Genomic DNA, 20,728 nt, shown 5'->3' with positions numbered 1-20,728 from the left:
GGTCTCAGCCGTTGAGCTCGAGGGTCTGCATCGTCTCCGTGCGGACGGCGGCCAGCAGGGCCGGGTCGGAGGAGAGGTCGCGGCCGTAGGAGGGGATGGCCTCCTCGAGCGCCGACCGCCGGGCGGCGACGCGCTCCGGGAAGGCATTCTCGACCAGCGTGAGCATCGCCGAGACCGCCGTCGAGGCGCCCGGGGAGGCGCCCAGCAGGCCGGCGATCGAGCGGTCGGAGCCGACGATGAGCTCGGTGCCGAACTGCAGCACGCCCTTGCCGCTCGTCGGGTCCTGCTTGATGACCTGCACCCGCTGCCCGGCGGTGATCATCTCCCAGTCGGCCTGCTCGGCCAGCGGCACGAACTCGACGAGGGTGCGGTGCCGGGCCTTGCGGCTCTGCAGCAGCTCGGTGACCAGGTACTTGGTCAGCGCCATCTCGGTGCGCGCCACACCGAGCATCGAGCCGAGGTTGTTGGGCTTCACCGACAGCGGCAGGTCGAACATCGAGCCGGCCTTGAGGAACTTCGGCGAGAACCCGGCGTAGGGGCCGAACAGCAGCGAGTACTCGCCGTCGACGAGGCGCAGGTCCAGGTGCGGCACCGACATGGGCGGCGCGCCGACGGCGGCCTGCCCGTAGACCTTGGCCTGGTGTCGGCTGACCAGCTCCGGCGAGCGGGTGCGCAGGAACAGCCCGCTGACCGGGAAGCCGCCGAACCCGCGGATCTCGGGGATCGCGGCCTTCTGCAGCAGCGGCAGGGCACCTCCGCCGGCGCCGACGAAGACGAACCGGGTGCGCAGGGTGCGGTCCTCGCCGGTCCGCCGGTCGGTGACGGTGACCTTCCAGCGGCCGTCGTCGAGCTTCTCCAGGCCGGTGACCAGCTGGCCGGTGTGCACCTGCACGCCGCGGGCCTCGCCCTGCTCGAGCAGCAGCCGGGTGAGGGCGCCGAAGTTGACGTCGGTCCCGGCGACCGAGCGGGTCGCGGCGACGACCTGCGCGGGGTCGCGGCCGTCCATGACCAGGGGGACCCACTGCGCCAGCTCGGCGGGGTCGTCGGTGTACTCGAGCCCGGCGAACAGCGGCTCGGCCGACAGTGCTGCGTGGCGGTTGCGCATGTAGGTGCGGCCGCCCTCCCCGGTCACGAAGCTGACGTGCGGGACGGGGGAGATGAACTCCTTGGGCGAGCCGGTCAGGCCGGTGCGCACGAGGTGGGACCAGAACTGGCGCGAGACCTGGAACTGCTCGTTGATGGTGCGGGCCTTGCGGGTGTCGACCCGGCCGTCTGGCCCCGACGGGGTGTAGTTGAGCTCGCAGAGCGCCGCGTGGCCGGTGCCGGCGTTGTTCCAGGCGTCGGAGCTCTCGCCGGCGACCTCGGTCGCGGACTCGAAGACGGTGATGCTCCAGTCGGGCGCGACGACACCCAGCAGCGACGCCAGCGTCGCGCTCATGATGCCCCCGCCGACGAGGACCACATCGGGGTCGGTTGCTGAACCGAGGTCGGTGGACACGACTGCCTTCCTGCCGGGTGGACGTGCGCCATCTCCGACGATCGGCCGAACGGAGCCCGTACACGCGCCCGGCGGGTGTGAGATTGGTCTACCCACGGGTGACGTGCCTCACCACCGGCGCGGTGGTACGGCCGCGCGGCGGCCCGGAGGGGTCGGCGGCCGAGGCTATCGTCGCCTCGTCGGCCGCCTCCCGCGGCCGCCCGGAGCAGGAGGAGCCCCCGCTGGACGAGCAGCCCGAGGTCGCCGGAGACGACGGGGCCGAGGCCGGTCCGGGAGCCGCCGCCGGGGCCCCCGCGACGCCGCCGCGCCGGCCGCGCACCCGGCTGCTGCTCGGGCTCGCGGTGCTGGTCTTCCTCGCCGACCTGGGCAGCAAGCTGCTCGTCGTCGCCACGGTCGACCGGGGCGAGAACCTCCGGCTGCTCGGCGGGCTGCTCTACCTCACGCACGCGCGCAACACCGGCGCGGCGTTCTCCTTCGCCGAGGGCTTCACCGTCGTCTTCACGCTGATCGCCGTCGCGGTCGTGGTGGTCATCGTCCGGACGGCGCGGCGGCTGTTCTCCACCGGCTGGGCGGTGGCGCTGGGCCTGGTGCTCGGCGGTGCCCTGGGCAACCTCGTCGACCGGGTGTTCCGCGACCCCGGGTTCCTGCGCGGCGGCGTCGTCGACTTCGTGTCGGTGTTCGCGCCGGACGGCGAGGTCTACCCGATCTTCAACGTGGCCGACTCGGCGATCGTCTGCGGTGGGCTGCTCGGCGCCGTCCTCGCCCTGCGCGGCGTCGAGTTCGACGGCAGCCGCGCCCGCGACCGTGGCGACGACGCGGTCCGCCGCTCCTGAGCGGCCCCTCCAGGGCACCGCCCCGAGCCTGCGAGGGGTGGGGAGGAGGGGGTCCTTCCTCTGTCACGATGGGGGCGTGAGCGCTCCCGGCCTGCACCGCGCCCTCCCGGTGCCCGACGGCCTCGAGGGGCAGCGGGTCGACCAGGCGCTGACGCGGCTGTTCGGCCTCTCCCGCGCGGTCGCCGCCGAGCTGGCCGACGCCGACAAGGTCTGGGTCGACGGCCGCGTGCGCGGCAAGGGCGACCGGCTCAGCGGCGGCAGCTGGCTGGAGGTCGAGCTGCCCCCGCCCCCGGTCGAGGCCCCGCCGCCGGAGCCGGTGCCCGGCCTCACCGTCGTCCACGACGACGACGACGTGGTGGTCGTCGACAAGCCGGTCGGCGTCGCCGCGCACCCCAGCCCCGGCTGGGAGGGCCCGACCGTCGTCGGCGGCCTGGCCGCGGCCGGCTACCGGATCTCCACCTCCGGCGCGCCGGAGCGGCAGGGCGTGGTGCACCGCCTCGACGCCGCGACGACGGGGCTGATGGTGGTCGCCAAGAGCGAGCGGGCCTACACCGTCCTCAAGGCGGCGTTCAGGGAGCGGACCGTCGACAAGGGCTACCACGCGCTCGTGCAGGGCCACCCCGACCCGTCGCGCGGCACCATCGACGCCCCGATCGACCGCCACCCGCGGCACGACTGGAAGTTCGCCGTCGTCTCCGGCGGGCGGCCCTCGGTCACGCACTACGAGGTGGTCGAGGCCTTCGCCGCGGCCAGCCTGGTCGACGTCCACCTCGAGACCGGCCGCACCCACCAGATCCGGGTGCACTTCTCCGCGCTGCGCCACCCCTGCGTCGGTGACACCACCTACGGCGCCGACCCGACGCTGGCCGCCCGCCTCGGGGTGTCCCGGCAGTGGCTGCACGCGGTCCGGCTCGGCTTCGCCCACCCCGCCGACGGCTCCTGGGTCGAGTTCACCAGCGCCTACCCCGCCGACCTCGCCGGGGCGCTGGCGATCCTGCGCGCCGAGTCCTGACCGTGCGCCCGCAGCCCTAGCAGCCGCCCGTGTCCGGTCTGCCCGCCTCCCTCGCCGACTACGGCCCCGCCGCGCTGTCGGCCGTCGTCGTCGGGGTCTACCTCGTGCTCGGGGAGCCGCTGGTCGGGCAGGTGCTGCACCGCCGCTTCGAGGGCCGGCTGCGGTCGGACCCGGCCGCCCGGCGCTCCTTCTACCTGCGGCTGCTCGTCCTCGAGTGGGGCCTGGCGCTGCTCGCCCTGGCCATCTGGCTCGCGGCGCCGGACGTGGACGCCGCCGCCGTCGGGCTGGCCTGGCCCACCGGGTGGCCCGGGCCGGTCACCGGCGTCGCCGCGGTGCTGGTCCTGGTCCTCGCGCTGGCGTCGGTGCGGGCGCTGCGCGGCGGGGCACTCGCCCGCGCGGCCACGCTGCCGCAGCCGGGAGAGGGGCGCCACGCCGAGCCGACGGTGCACGCCACGCTGGCGCTGCTGCCGCGCAGCCGGTCCGAGCGGCGGCTGTTCACCGTCGTCGGGGTGACCGCGGGGGTGTGCGAGGAGTGGCTCTACCGCGGCTTCTTCCTCGCCGTCGTGGCCGCCGTCGCCGGCGACCTGCCGCGGGTCGCGCTCGTCGCCGTCGCGGCCGTGGCCTTCGGGCTGGCGCACGCCTACCAGGGCGTCTCCGGGATCGTGCTCACCGGCGTCCTCGGCGGGGTGTTCGCGGCGCTGTACCTGGAGACCGGGTCGCTGCTGCTGCCGGTGCTGCTGCACGCCGCCGTCGACCTGCGGTTCCTGCTCGTCCCGTCGTCGGCGCTGCCGGAGGTGCTGCACGCCCGGCGCGCCGCCGGCGGAGCGCTGGCGTGAGCGCCGCGACGGCCGCGGTCGCGACGGCCGCCGACTGGCCCGAGGTGGTCGCCCTCCGCACGCGGGTCTTCGTCGAGGAGCAGGGCGTGCCGCCGGAGGTCGAGCAGGACGCCGCGGACGCGACCGCGGTCCACGCCGTGGCCCGCGACGGGTCCGGCCGGGTGGTCGCGACCGGGCGGCTGCTCGAGCGCGACGGGCGGGCGGTGATCGGGCGCATGGCCGTCGACGCCGCGGTCCGGGGCCGCGGCCACGGGGCGGCGGTGCTCGGCGAGCTGCACCGGCAGGCCCTCGCCCGAGGCCTGACCGAGGTGGAGCTGCACGCGCAGGTCACCGCGCGGGGCTTCTACGAGCGGGCCGGCTACACCGCCGTCGGCGGGGAGTACGAGGAGGCCGGGATCGTGCACGTGACGATGCGGCGCGCACTCGACCCGCCGCGGACGTGACCGGCGCCTCGCCGCGGGCCGAGACACGTCCTGTCAGACCCTCGGCGTAGAACGTCCCCGGTGCGAGGATCGGGAGACCGGCCCGGGCCCGCGTCGGTCGCCCGGGAGGAGTCGGTCCCCGAGCCCGCACCGCACCGCCCGGTCTTCCCCGCCGGTCGCCCGCCGGAGCACCCGACGGCCGGGCCAGCACGACCCGTGAGGAGCACCGCACCGCAGTGAGCAGCCCGTCAGACTCGTTCGTGCACCTGCACGTCCACACCGAGTACTCGATGCTCGACGGGGCGGCGAAGCTCCCCGAGGTCACCAGGGCCGCCGCCGAGCAGGGCATGCCGGCGCTGGCGATGACCGACCACGGCAACGTCTTCGGCGCCTACGACTTCTACAAGCAGGCCAAGGCCGCCGGCGTGAAGCCGATCATCGGCATGGAGGGCTACTACACGCCCGGCTCCCGGTTCGACCGCGCGCCCTTCGACTTCGGCGACAAGCTGATCGACGAGGAGGGTGACGGCGGGTCCAACCGCGGCAAGGCGGCCTACACCCACATGACCCTGCTGGCCCGCAGCACCGAGGGTATGCACAACCTCTTCCGCATCTCCTCGCTGGCCAGCCTCGAGGGCCAGTACCGCAAGCCGCGCTTCGACCGCGACCTGCTCGAGCGCTACGGCAAGGGCCTCATCGCGACGACGGGCTGCCCGTCGGGCGAGGTCAACATGTGGCTGCGCGCGGGCAAGGAGGACAGGGCCCGCCAGGCCGCGGCGGACTTCCAGGACATCTTCGGGCGGGAGAACTTCTACGCCGAGCTGATGGACCACGGGCTGTCCATCGAGAAGGCGACCCGGCCGGCGCTGCTGCAGATCGCGAAGGACCTCGGCATCCCGCTGCTGGCCACCAACGACCTGCACTACACGCACAAGGAGGACGCCGAGGCCCACGACGCCCTGCTGTGCATCCAGACCGGGTCGCGGCTCAACGAGACCAACCGCTTCAAGTTCAACGGCGACGGCTACTACCTCAAGAGCGCCGCGGAGATGCGCGCGCTGTTCACCGGTGACCTCGCCGCGGCCTGCGACAACACGCTGCTGATCGCCGAGCAGTGCGAGGTGTCCTTCACCGAGGGCGCCGACCTCATGCCGCGCTTCCCCCTGCCGCCGGGGGAGGACGAGACCTCCTGGTTCGTCAAGGAGGTCGAGCGCGGGCTGCACAAGCGGTGGCCCAACGGCATCCCCGACCACGTGCGCAAGCAGGCCGACTACGAGGTCGGGATCATCACCCAGATGGGCTTCCCGGGGTACTTCCTCGTGGTCGCCGACTTCATCAACTGGGCCAAGGACAACGGCATCCGCGTCGGGCCGGGCCGCGGGTCGGCCGCCGGCTCGCTGGCCGCCTACGCCATGGGCATCACCGACCTCGACCCGTTGGCGCACGGGCTGATCTTCGAGCGGTTCCTCAACCCCGAGCGCGTCTCGATGCCCGACGTCGACATCGACTTCGACGACCGCCGCCGCGGCGAGGTCATCCAGTACGTCTCGCAGAAGTACGGCGAGGAGCGGGTCAGCCAGATCGTCACCTACGGCACCATCAAGGCCAAGGCCGCGATCAAGGACGCGGCGCGGGTGCTCGACCGGCCCTACTCGGTGGGCGACGAGCTCACCAAGCTCATGCCGCCGGACGTGATGGGCAAGGGGATCCCGCTGGCGGGGGTCTTCGACCCGGCCCACCCGCGCTACAAGGAGGCCGCGGAGTTCCGCGCCCGCTACGAGTCCGACCCGGGCGCGGCCGAGGTGGTCGACCAGGCCCGCAAGCTCGAGGGCCTCAAGCGCCAGTGGGGCGTGCACGCCGCCGGCGTCATCATCGGCCGCTACCCGCTGATCGACTCGATCCCGATCATGCGGCGCGAGGCCGACGGCGCGATCATCACGCAGTTCGACTACCCGACCTGCGAGACGCTCGGCCTGCTCAAGATGGACTTCCTGGGCCTGCGCAACCTCACGGTCATCGACGACGCGCTGCGCAACATCGTCGCGAACGGCAAGGAGCCGATCGACCTCGACGAGATCAGCAAGGACCTCACCGACCCGGCCACCTACGCGCTGCTGGCCCGCGGTGACACCCTCGGCGTCTTCCAGTTCGACGGCGGGCCGATGCGCTCGCTGCTGCGGCTCATGCGGCCGGACAACTTCGAGGACATCTCCGCCGTCGGCGCGCTGTACCGGCCCGGCCCGATGGGTGCCAACTCGCACACCAACTACGCGCTGCGCAAGAACGGCCAGCAGGAGATCACGCCGATCCACCCCGAGCTGGCCGAGCCGCTCGAGGAGATCCTCGGCGGCACCTACGGCCTGATCGTGTACCAGGAGCAGGTCATGGCGATCGCGCAGAAGGTCGCCGGGTACTCGCTCGGCAAGGCCGACCTGCTGCGCCGCGCCATGGGCAAGAAGAAGAAGTCGGTCCTCGACGCGGAGTTCGTCGGCTTCGAGGCCGGCATGAAGGAGCGCGGCTACTCCGACGCCGCGATCAAGACGCTGTGGGACATCCTCGTCCCGTTCGCCGACTACGCGTTCAACAAGGCGCACTCGGCCGCCTACGGGCTGGTCTCGTACTGGACCGCCTACCTCAAGGCCAACCACCCGGCCGAGTACATGGCCGGGCTGCTCACCAGCGTCGGCGACGACAAGGACCGCCGGCCGGTCTACCTGGCCGAGTGCCGGCGGATGGGCATCAAGGTGCTACCCCCGGACGTCAACGAGTCCTCCTGGGACTTCACCGCCGTCGGCGACGACATCCGCTTCGGCCTGGCCTCGGTGCGCAACGTGGGGCACAACGTCGTCGACTCCATCGTCCGGGCGCGCGAGGAGAAGGGCGCGTTCAAGGACTTCGCCGACTTCATGCGCAAGATCGACACCGTCGCCTGCAACAAGAAGGTGATCGAGTCCCTCGCCAAGGCCGGCGCGTTCGACTCGATGGGCCACTCGCGGCAGGGCATCGCCGCCGTGCACGCCCAGGCCGTGGACTCCGCGATGGCGCTCAAGCGCAAGGAGGCCGAGGGGCAGTTCGACCTGTTCGGCAGCTTCGGCGCCGACGCCGGTGACGACGACCCGTTCGGGGGCGCGCTCGACATCGTCGTCCCGACGGCGGACTGGTCGAAGTCCGAGCGGCTCGTCTTCGAGCGCGACATGCTCGGCCTCTACGTCTCCGACCACCCGCTGCACGGCGTGGAGCACGTGCTCGCGGCCAACGCCGACACCCCGATCGCCGAGATCAACGCCGGCGGGGTCGAGGACGGCGCGAACGTCACGATCGCCGGCATCCTCACCGGGGTCAGCCCGCGCACCAACAAGCAGGGCGCGCCGTGGGCGATCGCGACGCTGGAGGACCTCGAGTCCGGCATCGAGGTGCTGTTCTTCCCCAAGACGTGGGCGGAGGTCTCGGAGAAGGTCGTCCGCGACCAGATCGTCGTGGTCAAGGGGCGGATCAGCCGCCGCGACGACCAGCCCTCGCTGTTCGGGTCCGAGGTCACCGTGCCCGAGCTCACCGAGGGTCCGCGCGGCCCGGTGCTGGTGCAGATGGCGGCGGCCCGGTGCACCCCGCCGGTGGTCGAGCGGCTGCGCGAGGTGCTGGGCAGCCACCCGGGCACCACCGAGGTGCACCTGAAGCTGGTGAACAACGGCCGGGAGACCGTGCTGCGGCTCGACCAGGGCCTCCGCGTGCGGCCGAGCACCGCGCTGATGGGGGACATCAAGGCGCTGCTCGGGCCCACGAGCGTCGCTCTCCTGTGAGCGAGGACCCCGCGGGGCGGGGTTCACTGGGGTCCGTGAGCAGCCCCTCTCCGCTCCCCGACGGTCCGTACGCCCCGGTGGCGAGCGCTCCTCCCGCACCCGCCGCGGTGGCGCCCGTGCGGCCGGTCGCCCGCGCGGTCCTCGCCGAGGTGCGGCGGGACCTGCGCGGGGCCGCGGTGTGGGCGCTGGCCCTCGTCGTCACCGGGATCCCGGCCGGCCTGCTGTGGGTGTGGCTCGCACCGCGCGCCCGCTTCGAGGTCGTCGAGGGCGGCGCGGTGCCGGTGGGCAATCCGTCGGCGGAGCTCCTGGTCGCCGACGACTCGGTCCTCGTCCTCGTCCTCGCCGGCCTGGGCCTGCTCGCCGGCGGCACCGCCTGGGCCATGCGCCGCCGGCGCGGGGTGGCCACCCTGGTGGCCACCGCCGTCGGCACCGCGCTGGCCGCCGTCCTCGCCTGGCAGCTGGGGGAGCTGCTCGCCCCCGGGCCGACCGCGGCCCAGCTCGGCGACGTCGGCACCCGCGTCACCACCGGCCTGGACCTCTCCAGCCTCCCGGCGCTGGCCGTCGCGCCGTTCACCGCGCTGCTGGTCTACGTGGTCGCCGCGCTGTTCGCCGGCGCCGACGACCTGGGCCGCCGCTAGTTCAGGCTCAACGGCCCGGCGAACTGCTGCATCGGTGCCGGCACCGCGCCCAGCGTCGTCAGCAGGGTCAGCTCCCGCCGCAGCATCCGCGTCTCGGTCAGCAGCCGGCGGCGGGTCGCCGACTCGGCCAGCAGCGCCTGCCGGTCCTCGGTGGTCAACAGCGCCGCCGACGCCACCAGGTAGGACAGCGCCCGCGGGTCCCCGGCGACCGCGTCGAGCAGCGCCGCGGCGCCGCTGAGCCCCTCCGCCTCGCCGGCGACGGCGGTCTCCTCGCGGCCGCTCTGCAGCCCGGCGACGGCGGTGACGTAGCGGGTGAACAGCCGGCCCACCCCGCGCTCGAGCAGCCGCAGCGACCCGCGGGCCGCCTCGGCGACCAGGCCCTCGTCCAGGCCGCCGACCGGGGGCGCGCCCAGCACCTGCTCCTGGTCGCCGGCGGCCTCCTCCGCGGCCTCCTCCTCGGCCAGCCACTCGACCTCGGCGCGCAGGTAGGGCGGGGCGCTGCCGGCGGCCTCCCCGGCCGTCTCCCCGACCAGGACGTCGAGCAGCCGGAACCGGTCCCCGCCGACGGTGACGACCCGGAACCCGCCGTCGGGCTGGGGCCGGACCACCTGCAGCCGGGCGGTGCAGCCGACGTCGTAGAGCGCCTCGGCCGGCGCGACGCGCTCCACCTCCCAGCCCTGGCGGATGGCGACCACCCCGAAGCGCCGGTCGCCCTCGGGCAGGGCCAGCAGGTCCTGCACCAGCACCCGGTAGCGGGGCTCGAAGACCTGCAGCGGCAGCACGATCCCGGGGAACAGCGGCGACCCCAGCGGGAACAGCGGGATGAGGTCGCCCACACGGGGGAGCCTACGGGCGGCCCGGGACCCCCGGCGCCGTGACAGGGGCAGCGCTGCCCCGACTACCCTCGGGGGGTCGTCCCTCCCTCGCCCGTACCCCGGAGGCCCCCCGTGCTCGCCCGCATCGACCTGCGCGGTTCCGCGCTGCCGGGGGTCCGTGACCTGGCCGGCCTGCTACCGCGCGCCGCCACCGACATCGACTCGGTCCTGGCCACCGTCCGCCCGCTGTGCGAGGACGTGCGCCTCCGCGGCGCCCAGGCGGTCCGCGAGATCACCGCCCGCCTCGACGGCGTCGACGCCGAGGACTTCACCGTCCCGCCGCAGGCCCTGCGCGCGGCGCTCGACGGCCTCGACCCGGCCGTGCGCGCCGCCCTGGAGGAGTCGATCGCCCGGGTGCGCCGGGTGCACGCCGACCAGGCCCGCGCCGACGTCACCACGCAGGTGGTCCCGGGCGGCACCGTCACCGAGCGCTGGCTGCCGGTGCGCCGCGTGGGGCTGTACGTGCCCGGTGGCCTGGCCCCCCTGCTGTCGAGCGTGGTGATGAACGTCGTCCCGGCGCAGATCGCCGGCGTGACCTCCATCGCCGTCGCCTCCCCGCCGCAGCGCGACCACGGCGGGCTGCCCGACCCCGGCGTGCTGGCCGCGTGCGCGCTGCTCGGCATCGACGAGGTCCACGCCGTCGGCGGGGCGCAGGCCATCGCCGTCTTCGGCTACGGCGCCGGCTCCTGCGAGCCGGTCGACCTGGTCACCGGCCCGGGCAACGTCTACGTCACCGCCGCCAAGCGCCTGCTGCGCGGGCTCGTCGGCATCGACTCCGAGGCCGGCCCGACCGAGGTCGCGATCCTCGCCGACGACACCGCCGACCCGGTGCACGTCGCCGCCGACCTGATCAGCCAGGCCGAGCACGACCCCCTGGCCGGCGCGGTCCTCGTGACTCCCAGCGAGGCACTCGCCGACGCCGTCCTCGACCTCGTGCCGGGCCAGGTCGCGGCCACCAAGCACTCCGACCGCATCCTCACCGCGCTCGACGGCAGCCAGTCGGGGATCGTGCTGGTCGACGACCTCGACGCCGGCCTCGCGGTGGTCGACGCCTACGCCGCCGAGCACCTGGAGATCCAGACCCGGGACGCCCGCGAGGTGGCGATGCGGGTCCGCAACGCCGGCGCGGTGTTCGTCGGCGCCTGGTCGCCGGTGTCGCTCGGCGACTACATCGCCGGCTCCAACCACGTGCTGCCCACCGGCGGCTGCGCGCGGCACTCGTCGGGCCTGTCGGTGCAGACGTTCCTGCGCGGCATCCACGTCGTCGAGTACGACGAGCGGGCCCTCGCCGAGGTGGCCGGGCACGTCGACGCGCTGGCCTCCGCCGAGGACCTCCCCGCGCACGCGGCCGCCGTCCGGCTCCGGCAGCAGCGGTGACACCCACTCCGACGACGGGGCTGGAGGCGCTCCCGCTGCGGCCGGAGCTGCGCGGCCGCACGCCCTACGGCGCCCCGCAGCTGCAGGTCACCCACCGCCTCAACACCAACGAGAACCCGCACCCCCTGCCGGCCGAGCTGCTCGCCAGCCTGGGCGAGGCGCTGGGACACGCCGCGCTGGAGCTCAACCGCTATCCCGACCGCGACGCCGTCGCGCTGCGCAGCGACCTCGCCGCCTACCTCAGCCGCGGCGGCGAGCACGTCGAGCCGGCGCAGGTGTGGGCGGCCAACGGGTCCAACGAGGTCCTGCAGCAGGTCCTGCAGGCCTTCGGCGGGGCCGGGCGGACGGCGCTGGGCTTCACGCCGTCGTACTCGATGCACCCGATCATCTCCGCCGGCACCGGGACGGCGTGGGCCGACGGGCACCGGCGCGCGGACTTCACCATCGACCCCGCCGCCGCGGTCGCGCAGGTGCGCGAGCTGCGTCCCGACGTCGTCTTCGTGACCAGCCCGAACAACCCCACCGGCACCGCCGTCGCGCTGCAGACGATCACCGAGCTCTACGACGCCACGTCCTACGGCCACGGGCGCGCCGGCGTGCTCGTCGTCGACGAGGCCTACGCGGAGTTCGCGCGCACCGGGACGCCGTCGGCGCTGACCCTGCTGCCGGGGCGGCCGCGGCTGCTGGTCAGCCGCACGATGAGCAAGGCGTTCGGGATGGCGGGCCTGCGGCTGGGCTACCTGGCCGCCGACCCGGCCGTCGTCGACGCGCTGCAGCTGGTCCGGCTGCCCTACCACCTGTCGTCGCTGACCCAGGCCGCCGCCCGAGCCGCGCTCGCGCACACCGACGCGCTGCTGGCCACCGTGGACGCCGTCAAGGAGCAGCGCGACCGCATCGTCGCCGCGCTGCCCGCGCTGGGGCTGACCAGCGTGCCCAGCGACGCCAACTTCGTCCTGTTCGGCCGGTTCGCCGACGCCTCCGCCGCGTGGCGGGCGCTGCTGGAGCACGACGTCCTCGTCCGCGACGTCGGCATCCCCGGCTGGCTGCGGGTCACCGCCGGCACGCCCGCGGAGACCGACGCCTTCCTCACCGCGCTGGGTGAGGTCGCCCCCGACCACCGCCTGGGAGACTGACCCCATGAGCCGTACTGCACGCGTCGAGCGGGCCACCAGCGAGACCAAGCTGGTCGTCGAGCTGGACCTCGACGGCACCGGGAAGAGCTCGATCAGCACCGGCGTCGGCTTCTACGACCACATGCTCACCGCGCTGTCCAGGCACAGCGGCATCGACCTCACCGTGCAGGCCGACGGCGACCTGCACATCGACGCGCACCACACCGTCGAGGACGTCGCGATCGCGCTGGGCCAGGCCTTCGCCGAGGCGCTCGGGGACAAGCGGGGCATCACCCGCTACGGCGACGCCACGATCCCCATGGACGAGGTGCTGGTGCAGGCCGCCGTCGACCTGTCGGGCCGGCCGTACTTCGTGCACGCCGAGCCCGAGACGATGACGCCGATGATCGGGCCGGACTACCCGACGTCGCTGACCAAGCACGTCCTCGAGTCCTTCGCCTTCAACGCGCGGATCACGCTGCACGTGCGGGTGCTGTACGCCGGCCGCGACGCCCACCACATCGTCGAGGGCCAGTTCAAGGCGCTCGCGCGGGCGCTGCGCACGGCCGTCGCGATCGACCCGCGGGTGGCCGACGTCCCCTCCACCAAGGGCGCGCTGTAACCGCATGGAGTTCGGCGTCGGTCTGATGGTCCTGGGCGGGTTCCTGCTCGGCGGGGCGTGGAGCATCTGGCGGGCCGACCACGACACCGAGGGCCGCACCGGCCCCCAGGTGCTGTTCGCGGTGGTCCTGCTGGTGGCGGCGCTGCTGGCGACCGCGTCGGGCGTGCTGCGCGTCGTCTGATGCCGGAGGACGAGCTCCTCCGGCTGGTCCTCGCCGACCCGACGGTGGCCGTGCACCTCCGGTGCGCCGACCGCCTCGGCACCGCGCCGCCCGCGCCGTTCCGCGACTGCCGGAGGACCGAGCGGGAATCCCCGGCGGGTCCCCGGTGCTTGCGACGTACCGTGGCAGCCGTGAAGAAGGTGGTCGTCCTCGACTACGGGTCGGGCAACCTGCGCTCCGCCGAGCGGGCGCTGACCCGGGTGGGCGCCGACGTGACCGTCACCGCCGACCGGCAGGCCGCGCTCGACGCCGACGGGCTCGTCGTCCCCGGCGTCGGCGCCTTCGCGCACTGCATGCAGGAGCTGCGCGCCGTCGACGGCCCGCGCACGATCGGCCGCCGCCTGGCCGGCGGACGCCCGGTGCTCGGCATCTGCGTGGGCATGCAGGTGCTCTTCGAGCGCGGGGTCGAGCACGGCCACGACGCCGAGGGGTGCGGCGAGTGGCCCGGCACGGTCGAGCAGCTGGAGGCACCGGTGCTCCCGCACATGGGCTGGAACACCGTCACCGCGCCGCAGGACACGGTGCTGTTCGACGGCCTGGCCGACGAGCGCTTCTACTTCGTGCACTCCTACGGCGTCCGCGACTTCCCGCTCGGCCAGGACGGCCGCCCCGGCCCGCTGGCCGCGCCGAAGGTGACCTGGGCCGAGCACGGCGACCGGTTCGTCGCCGGGGTGGAGAACGGCGCGCTGTCGGCGACACAGTTCCACCCGGAGAAGAGCGGCGACGCCGGCGCCCAGCTGCTCACCAACTGGCTCGCGACCCTCTGAGCTACTGGAGGGGGACGGGCGGCTGCAGCCACCACGGCGCGTCGACGACCTCCACCCGGCGCACCCACTTCACCCACCAGTAACCGCGGCGGCCGGGCGCGACCAGCCGCACCGGCGCCCCGTGCCCGGCCGACAGCGGCCGGCCGGCGCAGTGCGTGGCCAGCAGCAGCCAGCCCGCGTCGGCCAGCGGCAGCCGCCGCCGGTAGCCGGTGACGCTGACGACGTCGACGCTGCCGCCGTCGGGCAGGTCGAGGCCGGCCAGCAGCCGGTCGAGGCGCACGCCGCGCCACTCCTGGACGGCGAACCAGCCGCCGGTGCAGTCGAGGACGGCCTCGACGGTGTCGCCGCGGTCGAGGTCCCGCCGCCGCAGCCGCGTGGTGCGCCCGCCGGCGACGAGGTCGACGGCGCCGTCGCCGTCCGCGGGCACCGCGTCGGTGAACCACTGGGTGACCGGCATGGCGTCGGGGTCGCCGCTGCCGCGCTCGTGCGAGCCGGTGCCGCGCCGCCGCGCGCCCGGCGCCCCGGTGAGCCGCAGGCCGCCCTCGGTGGCACCCCACAACGCGGCCGCTCCGACGGCGAGCCCGCCGGTCTGCAGCAGGGCGCGGCGCGAGGCGTCGCTGCGCCGCGGACGCTGCCGGCTGCCGACGGCGTGCACCACCACCAGGGCGGCCGTGCCGACGGCGGCGGCCACGTGCACCTGCAGCACGCCCACCCCGGCCACCGTCGTGCCGGCGACGGTGTGCAGCACCCCGGTGACGACGGTCAGCGCGACCAGGACCACGAGGGCCCACGCGGCGGTCGGGTCGCGCCGGCCGCGGGTCCGCGCCCACGAGCGCCGGACGACCACGGCCTTCCACGGGACGAGCAGCAGCAGCCCGAGGCCGGCGGCACCGTGGACGGCGGTTACCGCGCGGGAGGGCAGCGGCGTCCCGACGCCGAAGGCGAGCACTCCCGACGCCCCCGCGACGAGCAGGAGCGCGAGCAGGCCGAGGTCGGTCCGCCGCCCGGCGCGACGGGGGAGCGCACCGGCCGGCATCCCCGGAGTGTCCTCCCCGCGCCCCTAGGGTGACGCGGCCCGCCCCCCGGTCGAGGAGGACCCGTTGCCCGCGTCGCGCCCGCCCGCCCCCGCGCCCGAGAGCCGCGGGCGGCTGCTCGGGTCGCTGGCCGTCCTGGTCCTGCTGGCCGGGCTGACGGCGTGGAGCGTGCTGGCGCTGGGCCCTCCGGCGCCCGTCGCGGCGGACGCGCCCGCGGCGTCGTTCAGCGCCGGCCGGGCGTTCGCGCACGTCGAGGAGATCGCCGGGGAGGTGCACGTGACGGGCAGCCCGGCGCACGACCGCGTCGTCGACGGCCTGGTCGCCACGCTCGGCGGGCTGGGGCTCGACACCCGCGTGCAGAACGCCGTCGGCACCCGGCCGTCCGGGCCGGGGAGGCGGAGATGGCGCGGGTGCGCAACGTCGTCGCGGTGCTGCCGGGCACCGACAGCACCGGGCGGCTGTTCCTCGTGGCGCACTCGGACTCGGTGGAGACCGGGCCGGGTGCCAGTGGCGACGCCGCCGGCGTGGCGACGCTCCTGGAGACGGTGCGGGCGCTGACCGCGGGCGAGCCGCTGCGCAACGACGTCGTGGTGCTGCTCACCGACGCCGAGGAGGCGTGCCTGTGCGGCGCGGAGGCGTTCACGGAGAGCCACCCGCTCGCCGGTGAGGGCGGCGTGGTGCTCAACCTCGGGGCCCGCGGCACCACCGGCCCGCCGATCACCTCCGAGACGTCGCTCGGCAACGCCGGGCTGGCCGAGCGCTACGCCGCCGCCGTGCCGCACCCGGTGGCGACCAGCTTCGCCGTCGAGGTCTACCGGAGGCTGTCCGACGACACCGACCTCAGCGTCCTGCTCGCCGACGGCTTCACCGGCCTGGACACCGCCTTCATCGACGGCAGAGCGGCGTACCACACCCCGCAGGACACGCCCTCGCGGCTGGACCGGGGGACCCTGCAGGCGCTCGGCGACAACACGCTGGCGCTCGCCCGGGAGCTGGGCGACGCCGACCTCACCGACCTCGCCCGGCCCGGCGACGGCGACGCCACGTACTTCCCGCTGCCGACCGGGCTCGTCCGCTACCCCGGGTCGCTGGTGTGGCCGCTGGCCGGGGCCGCGGTGCTCGGCGTCGTTGTCCTGGCGGTGGTGGACCGGCGCCGCGGGTCGTCGCTGCCGCGGACGCTGCTCGGGACGGTCGCCGCGCTGGTGCCGCTGGCGCTCGCGCCGCTGGCGGTCGTCGGGCTGTGGCGGGTGCTGGTGCTCGTCCGTCCCGCGTACGCCTCGATGACCGACCCGTGGCGGCCGGGCTGGTTCCGGCTGGCGGCGGTCGCGCTGGTCGCCGTCGTGGTGTTGGCCTGGTACGCGCTGCTGCGCCGCCGCCTGGGCGCGGCCGCGCTGCGGACCGGGGCGCTGGTGCTGCTCGCCGCCCTCGCGGTCGTCCTCGCCGCGCTCGCGCCCGGCGGGTCCTACCTGGCCGCGCTCCCGGCGCTCGCGGGTGTGCTGGCGGGGCTGCTGCCCCGGCCGGTGCACCTGCTCGGTGCGCTGGCAGCGGGGGCGGTCGCGGTCGTCGTCCTGGCGCCCGCCGTGGCGCTGTTGTTCCCGGCGCTCGGGCTGGCCGGCGGTGCCGCCCCGGCGGTGGTCGCGACGCTGCTCGCGCTGGCCCTGCTGCCGGCGCTGGAGGGGCTCTTCCCGGCCGGGCCGGCGCTGCTGCGGGCGCTCGCGGTGCCGGGTGCCGCCGTGGTCCTGGCCGTCCTGCTGACGGCGGTCGGGCTGGCCGTGGACCGCTTCGACCAGCAGCACCCGGTGCCCAGCCAGCTGGTGTACGCGCTGGAGGCCGACACCGGCGAGGCGTGGTGGGCCAGCACGGAGGAGCAGCCGGGGGAGTACACCGCGCGCTACGTCGGCACGCCGCGGACGCTGCCGCACGACTACCCCCACCTGGGCGGGCGGGCGGTGGCGGCCGGGCCCGCGGAGGTCGCCGCCCTGCCGGCGTCGGCGGTCGAGGTGCTCGACGACCGGTCCTCCGGCGGGCAGCGCACGGTCACCGTGCGGGTCACCCCCCAGCGCGACGTCCGGCTGGTCGTGCTCGGCCTGACCGCTCCCGGGGGCACGGTCAGCGCGGCCCGGCTGCAGGCGCGCGACGTCCCCGCCGACGCGCTGGGGGAGGACCGGCTCGCGGTGACCTTCCACGCGCCGCCGCCCGGGGCGTCGAGGCGACGTTCACCGTGGACGGGGACGGGCCGCTGGCCCTGCGGGTGGTCGACGGCAGCGACGGGCTGACCCGGCTGCCCGGCTACGAGCCGCGCCCACCCGGGGTCGACTCGGCCGGCAGCCCCGGCTCCGGCCTCGTGGTCGTGGGCGCGACGACCGACCTCGGCTAGGCCCCGGGAAGCTGTGGACCGGCTGCTGACCTGGGGATCCACCGCGCCGTACCCGACCGGAACCGCTACTCTCGTACACGTGTTCGAGTGTGCGGAGGTGTCCGCCGACGGGGTCGTCCGGTCCCTCGGCTGCTTCGCCGACGACGGCACGCCGGTGTCCCGGGAGGAGCTGGTCGCGGCGCTCGACGACCTGCCGTCCACCGACGAGTTCATCGCCGCCGCCTGCCCGCCGGGCAGTCCCGAGCGGGCGGCGCTGCCCGACCGGTGGATCGTCCGGCTGCTGCAGCTGGGCGAGCGCCGCGCCGCCGCGCTGGCCGCCGACCGCGCCGAGCTGGTCGGGCTGCTGGCCGCGCAGCGCCCCGCCGAGCCGGGCCCGGCCGTCCCCGAGGTCATGGACGTCAGCGAGTGGCTGCCGTGCGAGCTGGCCCTCGTCCACCCCTACGGGGAACGCCGGGCCGGGCGGCTGATCCGGACGTCGCTGGCGCTGACCACCCGGTTCCTCGCCACGCTGGAGGCGCTGCGCCGCGGCGAGATCGACGAGGCGCACGCCGACGCCGTCGTCGACCTGCTCGAGCCGCTCGACGCCGACCTCGCCGCGCGCGTGGAGACCGACGTGCTGCCCCGGGCGGGAGGCCGGACACCGGGTGGGCTGCGGGACGCCCTCCGTCGGCGCATCGACCGGCTCGACCCCGAGGCGCGCGAGCGGCGCCACCAGCGGGCCCGTTCCGCCGCCGACGTCCGCTGGTGGGCGACGGAGGACGGGATGGGCCGGCTGATGGCCGACCTGCCGCTGCCCGAGGCCGCTGCGTGTGGCACGGCCATCGACGGCTGGGCGCGCCAGCTGCGCGCCGCCGGCGACGCGCGGCCGATCGGTCAGCTGCGCACCGCGGTCCTCCGCGACCTCGTGCTGCGGCCCTGGGAGCGGCGCCCCGCGGTGGGCGTCTCGCTCGTCGTCCACGCGCAGCTGTCCACGCTGCGGGGCGGGGACGGGCCGGCGGAGGTCGACGGCCACCCCGTGAGCGGGGCGCAGTGCCGCGCGCTCCTGGCGGAGGCCGGCGCGCTGGGCCTGCGGCGTCCGGAGGGCGGCAGCCTCGAGTTCGCCGTCCACGACGGGGCCGGGGACCTGGTGGCCGTGGGGACCCGGCGGGCCGTCGAGCGGGGGGCCCGCGAGGCGGGTCTGCGGCGCCCTCCCGGCACCCCGCACTACCGGCCGCGCACGGGACAGCGGCGGTTCACCGCCATCCGCGACCGCCGGTGCCGGCATCCGCAGTGCACGCGCCGGGTGGGCCGCACCGACCTCGACCACTGCGTCCCCTGGCCGCGCGGGGCCACGACCTGCGACAACCTGTGCTGCCTGTGCCGCCGGCACCACCGGCTCAAGACGCACGCCCGCGGCTGGCGCTTCCGGATGCTGCCCGGCGGCCGGCTGGAGGTGACCACGCCCTCGGGCGTCACCCGGGTCACCGATCCGCCGCGCGTGGTCGACGCGCCGCCGGTCCGGGCAGGCGCACCACCGTCCGCGGCCGGGGGGACGCACCCACCGCCGTTCTGACGGCGCTCGCCGAGCCGGTCGGATGAGAGTGCTCTCATCCGCGTCTCACCCGGGGGTCACGGAGACGGTCGCGTGCGCCCGGACCCGCGGGACCGGGTCGGTCGCGCCGCGCCGGGCGGTGCCCACCGCGGGCAGCGCGTCGAGCCCGCCGCCGGCTCTCCCAGCAGCACCCGCAGGGACGGCGGCCACGACGGCGGCACGGCGGTCGGGGGCAGCAGCGAGGTGTCCACCGGCCCACCCTGGGGACCGCCGGTGACGCGGCGGTGAGAGCGCGATGAGGGCGCTCTCATGCACCGCCGTGGCGCTCGACCAGCTCGGCGCCGAGGGCCGCCAGCTCGGCGCGGACGGCGGGCGGGCCCAGCACCTGCAGTACACCGCCGAAGCCGGCCAGCTGCTCGGCGACCGACCGCGCCGTGTGCGCGGCCACCCGCAGCCGCACGTGCCCGTCGGCGTCCGGCCCGTGCACGGCCGCGTCCTCGACCGTGCAGTGCCGGCCGAACCGGTCGAGCAGCACCGGCACCAGCCGCCCGGGCGCCAGCACGGTCGCCGCCACGAGCGACCGGGAGCGCTCCACCGCGCCGACCACCTCGTCCCACACCCCGGGCAGGTCGAGGTCGGCGGGCCGCTCGAACACCTCCCCGGTCACCGCGGGCGCACCCATCCGGTCCAGGCGGAACGTGCGCCGCCCGGCCTGCGTCCCGGCGACCAGGTACCAGGTGCCGTCCTTGTCCACGAGCCCCCACGGCTCCGCGCGCCGCCGGCCCGGCGCACCACCCCGGCCGGCGTAGTCGAACTCCACCACCCGCCGGGCGACGACGGCGTCGAGCAGCAGGGCCACCTCCGGCCGCTCGCGCGCCCGCTCGCCCCAGCCCGCCGGGTCGACGACGACGGCCTCGGCCGCGGCCGCGGCGTCCGCGCGGAAGGTCCCCGGCAGCGCCCGCAGCAGCTTGCGCAGGGCGCCGCGGGCGTCCGGGCCGGCCGACGACGCCGGGCCCAGCAGCAGGAACAGCGCCCGGGCCTCCGGCGCGGACAGCCCGGTCAGGTCGGTGCGCGCACCGCCCACGAGCTGCCAGCCGCCGCCCCGCCCGGCCTGCGGGTAGACGGGCACGCCCGCCGCCGCCAGTGCCTCGAGGTCCCGCCGGGCCGTGGCCACGGAGACCTCCAGCTCACCGGCCGCCTCGGCGGCCGTGACCCGGCCGCGCGTCTGCAGCAGCAGGAGGAGGGCCACCAGCCGGTCGGCGCGCACGCGGGAGAGGATGCCCCGCAAAGTGCTCAGGAGGTGAGCACTTCGACCGGCAGGGTCGTCCTCGAGCGGATCGCAGCCGGCGGACCGCCCGACGGAAGGACCCTCCCGTGCTCCGAGGCCTCGCCACCGTGACCCTGCTCGCCGCCGACGTCCCCGCCGCGGTCCGCTGGTACGCCGGCGTGCTCGACGCCGAGCCCTACTTCACCCGGCCCCTGGAGGGCCCGCCGGCCTACGTCGAGTTCCGCATCGGCGACGACGAGGACGAGCTCGGCGTCATGGACGTCCGCTACGCCACCTGGACCGCCGGGCAGCCGGCCGGCGTCGTCGTCCACTGGCACGTCGACGACCTGCCCGCCGCGGTCGCGCGGATGGAGTCCGCGGGCGCCGCCGTCGTGCAGCCGCCCACCGTGCGCGGCGAGGGCTGGGCCACCGCCGTGGTGGCCGACCCGTTCGGCAACCTGCTCGGCCTCATGACCAACCCGCACTGGGCGGCCGCGCACCGCGGCTGAC

Annotated in this window: 19 protein-coding genes; 15 read left to right on the top strand and 4 right to left on the bottom strand. The window is 75.7% G+C overall.

What is annotated here, in order from left to right:
* Nucleotides 1–4 precede the first annotated feature (4 nt).
* Complete coding sequence (mqo, locus tag JD79_RS19085; protein ID WP_110006794.1) at nt 5–1,498, bottom strand: malate dehydrogenase (quinone); 1,494 nt, start codon at nt 1,496–1,498, stop codon at nt 5–7.
* Between the two features lie 98 nt (nt 1,499–1,596).
* Here mqo and lspA point away from each other — a divergent pair, with 98 nt between their 5' ends.
* From lspA to JD79_RS19055, 6 genes are all read left to right on the top strand, one after another.
* On the top strand, nt 1,597–2,331 hold the full coding sequence (lspA, locus tag JD79_RS19080; RefSeq protein ID WP_245900222.1) for a signal peptidase II: 735 nt from the start codon (nt 1,597–1,599) through the stop codon (nt 2,329–2,331).
* Nucleotides 2,332–2,407: 76 nt separating this feature from the next.
* Nucleotides 2,408–3,343: an RluA family pseudouridine synthase gene (locus tag JD79_RS19075; protein WP_211308060.1), complete on the top strand. Its 936-nt coding sequence runs from the start codon at nt 2,408–2,410 to the stop codon at nt 3,341–3,343.
* A 29-nt stretch (nt 3,344–3,372) separates the two neighbouring features.
* Nucleotides 3,373–4,179 (top strand): CPBP family intramembrane glutamic endopeptidase, encoded by an 807-nt coding sequence (locus tag JD79_RS19070; protein WP_110006793.1) that lies wholly within the window; start codon nt 3,373–3,375, stop codon nt 4,177–4,179.
* The gene (locus JD79_RS19065) at nt 4,176–4,622 is read left to right on the top strand and encodes a GNAT family N-acetyltransferase (RefSeq protein WP_110006792.1); all 447 of its coding nucleotides are present in this window, start codon (nt 4,176–4,178) and stop codon (nt 4,620–4,622) included. The genes JD79_RS19070 and JD79_RS19065 overlap by 4 nt, the downstream gene beginning before the upstream one ends.
* A gap of 215 nt (nt 4,623–4,837) precedes the next feature.
* A complete protein-coding gene (gene dnaE, locus JD79_RS19060; protein WP_211308059.1) occupies nt 4,838–8,398 on the top strand; it encodes a DNA polymerase III subunit alpha in 3,561 nt (1,186 codons plus the stop codon).
* A gap of 35 nt (nt 8,399–8,433) precedes the next feature.
* Nucleotides 8,434–9,036, top strand: a complete 603-nt coding sequence (locus JD79_RS19055; protein WP_146220489.1) for a DUF2567 domain-containing protein — start codon at nt 8,434–8,436, stop codon at nt 9,034–9,036.
* Here the strand turns inward: JD79_RS19055 and JD79_RS19050 are convergent.
* Entirely contained in the window at nt 9,033–9,872 is an 840-nt protein-coding gene (locus JD79_RS19050) for an LON peptidase substrate-binding domain-containing protein (protein ID WP_110006790.1), read from the bottom strand. The genes JD79_RS19055 and JD79_RS19050 overlap by 4 nt on opposite strands.
* A 111-nt stretch (nt 9,873–9,983) precedes the next feature.
* On the opposite strand from JD79_RS19050, the gene hisD reads away from it, so the two are divergent.
* The 5 genes from hisD to hisH all read left to right on the top strand — a co-directional run bounded on the left by hisD (nt 9,984) and on the right by hisH (nt 14,009).
* The gene (gene hisD, locus JD79_RS19045) at nt 9,984–11,288 is read left to right on the top strand and encodes a histidinol dehydrogenase (protein ID WP_110006789.1); all 1,305 of its coding nucleotides are present in this window, start codon (nt 9,984–9,986) and stop codon (nt 11,286–11,288) included.
* A complete protein-coding gene (locus tag JD79_RS19040) occupies nt 11,285–12,421 on the top strand; it encodes a histidinol-phosphate transaminase (RefSeq protein ID WP_110006788.1) in 1,137 nt (378 codons plus the stop codon). Before hisD ends, JD79_RS19040 begins: the two co-directional genes overlap by 4 nt.
* Before the next feature lie 4 nt (nt 12,422–12,425).
* Complete coding sequence (gene hisB, locus JD79_RS19035) at nt 12,426–13,022, top strand: imidazoleglycerol-phosphate dehydratase HisB (RefSeq protein WP_110006787.1); 597 nt, start codon at nt 12,426–12,428, stop codon at nt 13,020–13,022.
* Between the two features lie 4 nt (nt 13,023–13,026).
* Nucleotides 13,027–13,203 carry a hypothetical protein gene (locus JD79_RS22790; RefSeq protein WP_170149270.1) on the top strand — a complete coding sequence of 59 codons (177 nt, stop codon included), beginning with the start codon at nt 13,027–13,029 and terminating at the stop codon, nt 13,201–13,203.
* Nucleotides 13,204–13,373: 170 nt separating this feature from the next.
* The gene (gene hisH, locus JD79_RS19030; RefSeq protein ID WP_110007876.1) at nt 13,374–14,009 is read left to right on the top strand and encodes an imidazole glycerol phosphate synthase subunit HisH; all 636 of its coding nucleotides are present in this window, start codon (nt 13,374–13,376) and stop codon (nt 14,007–14,009) included.
* A gap of 1 nt (nt 14,010) precedes the next feature.
* Here the strand turns inward: hisH and JD79_RS19025 are convergent, their stop codons facing one another.
* Entirely contained in the window at nt 14,011–15,045 is a 1,035-nt protein-coding gene (locus JD79_RS19025; RefSeq protein WP_110006786.1) for a molybdopterin-dependent oxidoreductase, read from the bottom strand.
* Between the two features lie 399 nt (nt 15,046–15,444).
* On the opposite strand from JD79_RS19025, the gene JD79_RS19020 reads away from it, so the two are divergent.
* The 3 genes from JD79_RS19020 (at nt 15,445) to JD79_RS19015 (ending at nt 18,972) form a co-directional block, all read left to right on the top strand.
* Nucleotides 15,445–17,319, top strand: a complete 1,875-nt coding sequence (locus tag JD79_RS19020; RefSeq protein ID WP_211308058.1) for a M28 family peptidase — start codon at nt 15,445–15,447, stop codon at nt 17,317–17,319.
* On the top strand, nt 17,265–17,420 hold the full coding sequence (locus JD79_RS23165) for a hypothetical protein (protein ID WP_211308057.1): 156 nt from the start codon (nt 17,265–17,267) through the stop codon (nt 17,418–17,420). The genes JD79_RS19020 and JD79_RS23165 overlap by 55 nt, the downstream gene beginning before the upstream one ends.
* A 79-nt stretch (nt 17,421–17,499) precedes the next feature.
* Nucleotides 17,500–18,972, top strand: coding sequence for an HNH endonuclease signature motif containing protein (locus tag JD79_RS19015; RefSeq protein ID WP_110006785.1), 1,473 nt, complete (start codon nt 17,500–17,502; stop codon nt 18,970–18,972).
* A 286-nt stretch (nt 18,973–19,258) separates the two neighbouring features.
* On the opposite strand, the gene JD79_RS19005 is transcribed toward JD79_RS19015, so the two are convergent.
* Nucleotides 19,259–20,218, bottom strand: a complete 960-nt coding sequence (locus JD79_RS19005) for a helix-turn-helix transcriptional regulator (protein ID WP_110006783.1) — start codon at nt 20,216–20,218, stop codon at nt 19,259–19,261.
* A 107-nt stretch (nt 20,219–20,325) separates the two neighbouring features.
* Here JD79_RS19005 and JD79_RS19000 point away from each other — a divergent pair, with 107 nt between their 5' ends.
* The gene (locus JD79_RS19000) at nt 20,326–20,727 is read left to right on the top strand and encodes a VOC family protein (RefSeq protein WP_110006782.1); all 402 of its coding nucleotides are present in this window, start codon (nt 20,326–20,328) and stop codon (nt 20,725–20,727) included.
* The last annotated feature ends 1 nt before the right edge of the window (nt 20,728 follow it).

Source organism: Geodermatophilus normandii (assembly GCF_003182485.1).
Taxonomy (GTDB): Bacteria; Actinomycetota; Actinomycetes; order Mycobacteriales; family Geodermatophilaceae; genus Geodermatophilus; species Geodermatophilus normandii.
The sequence above is the reverse complement of the archived record's forward strand: the minus strand, read 5'-3'. Positions and strand labels throughout refer to the sequence as shown.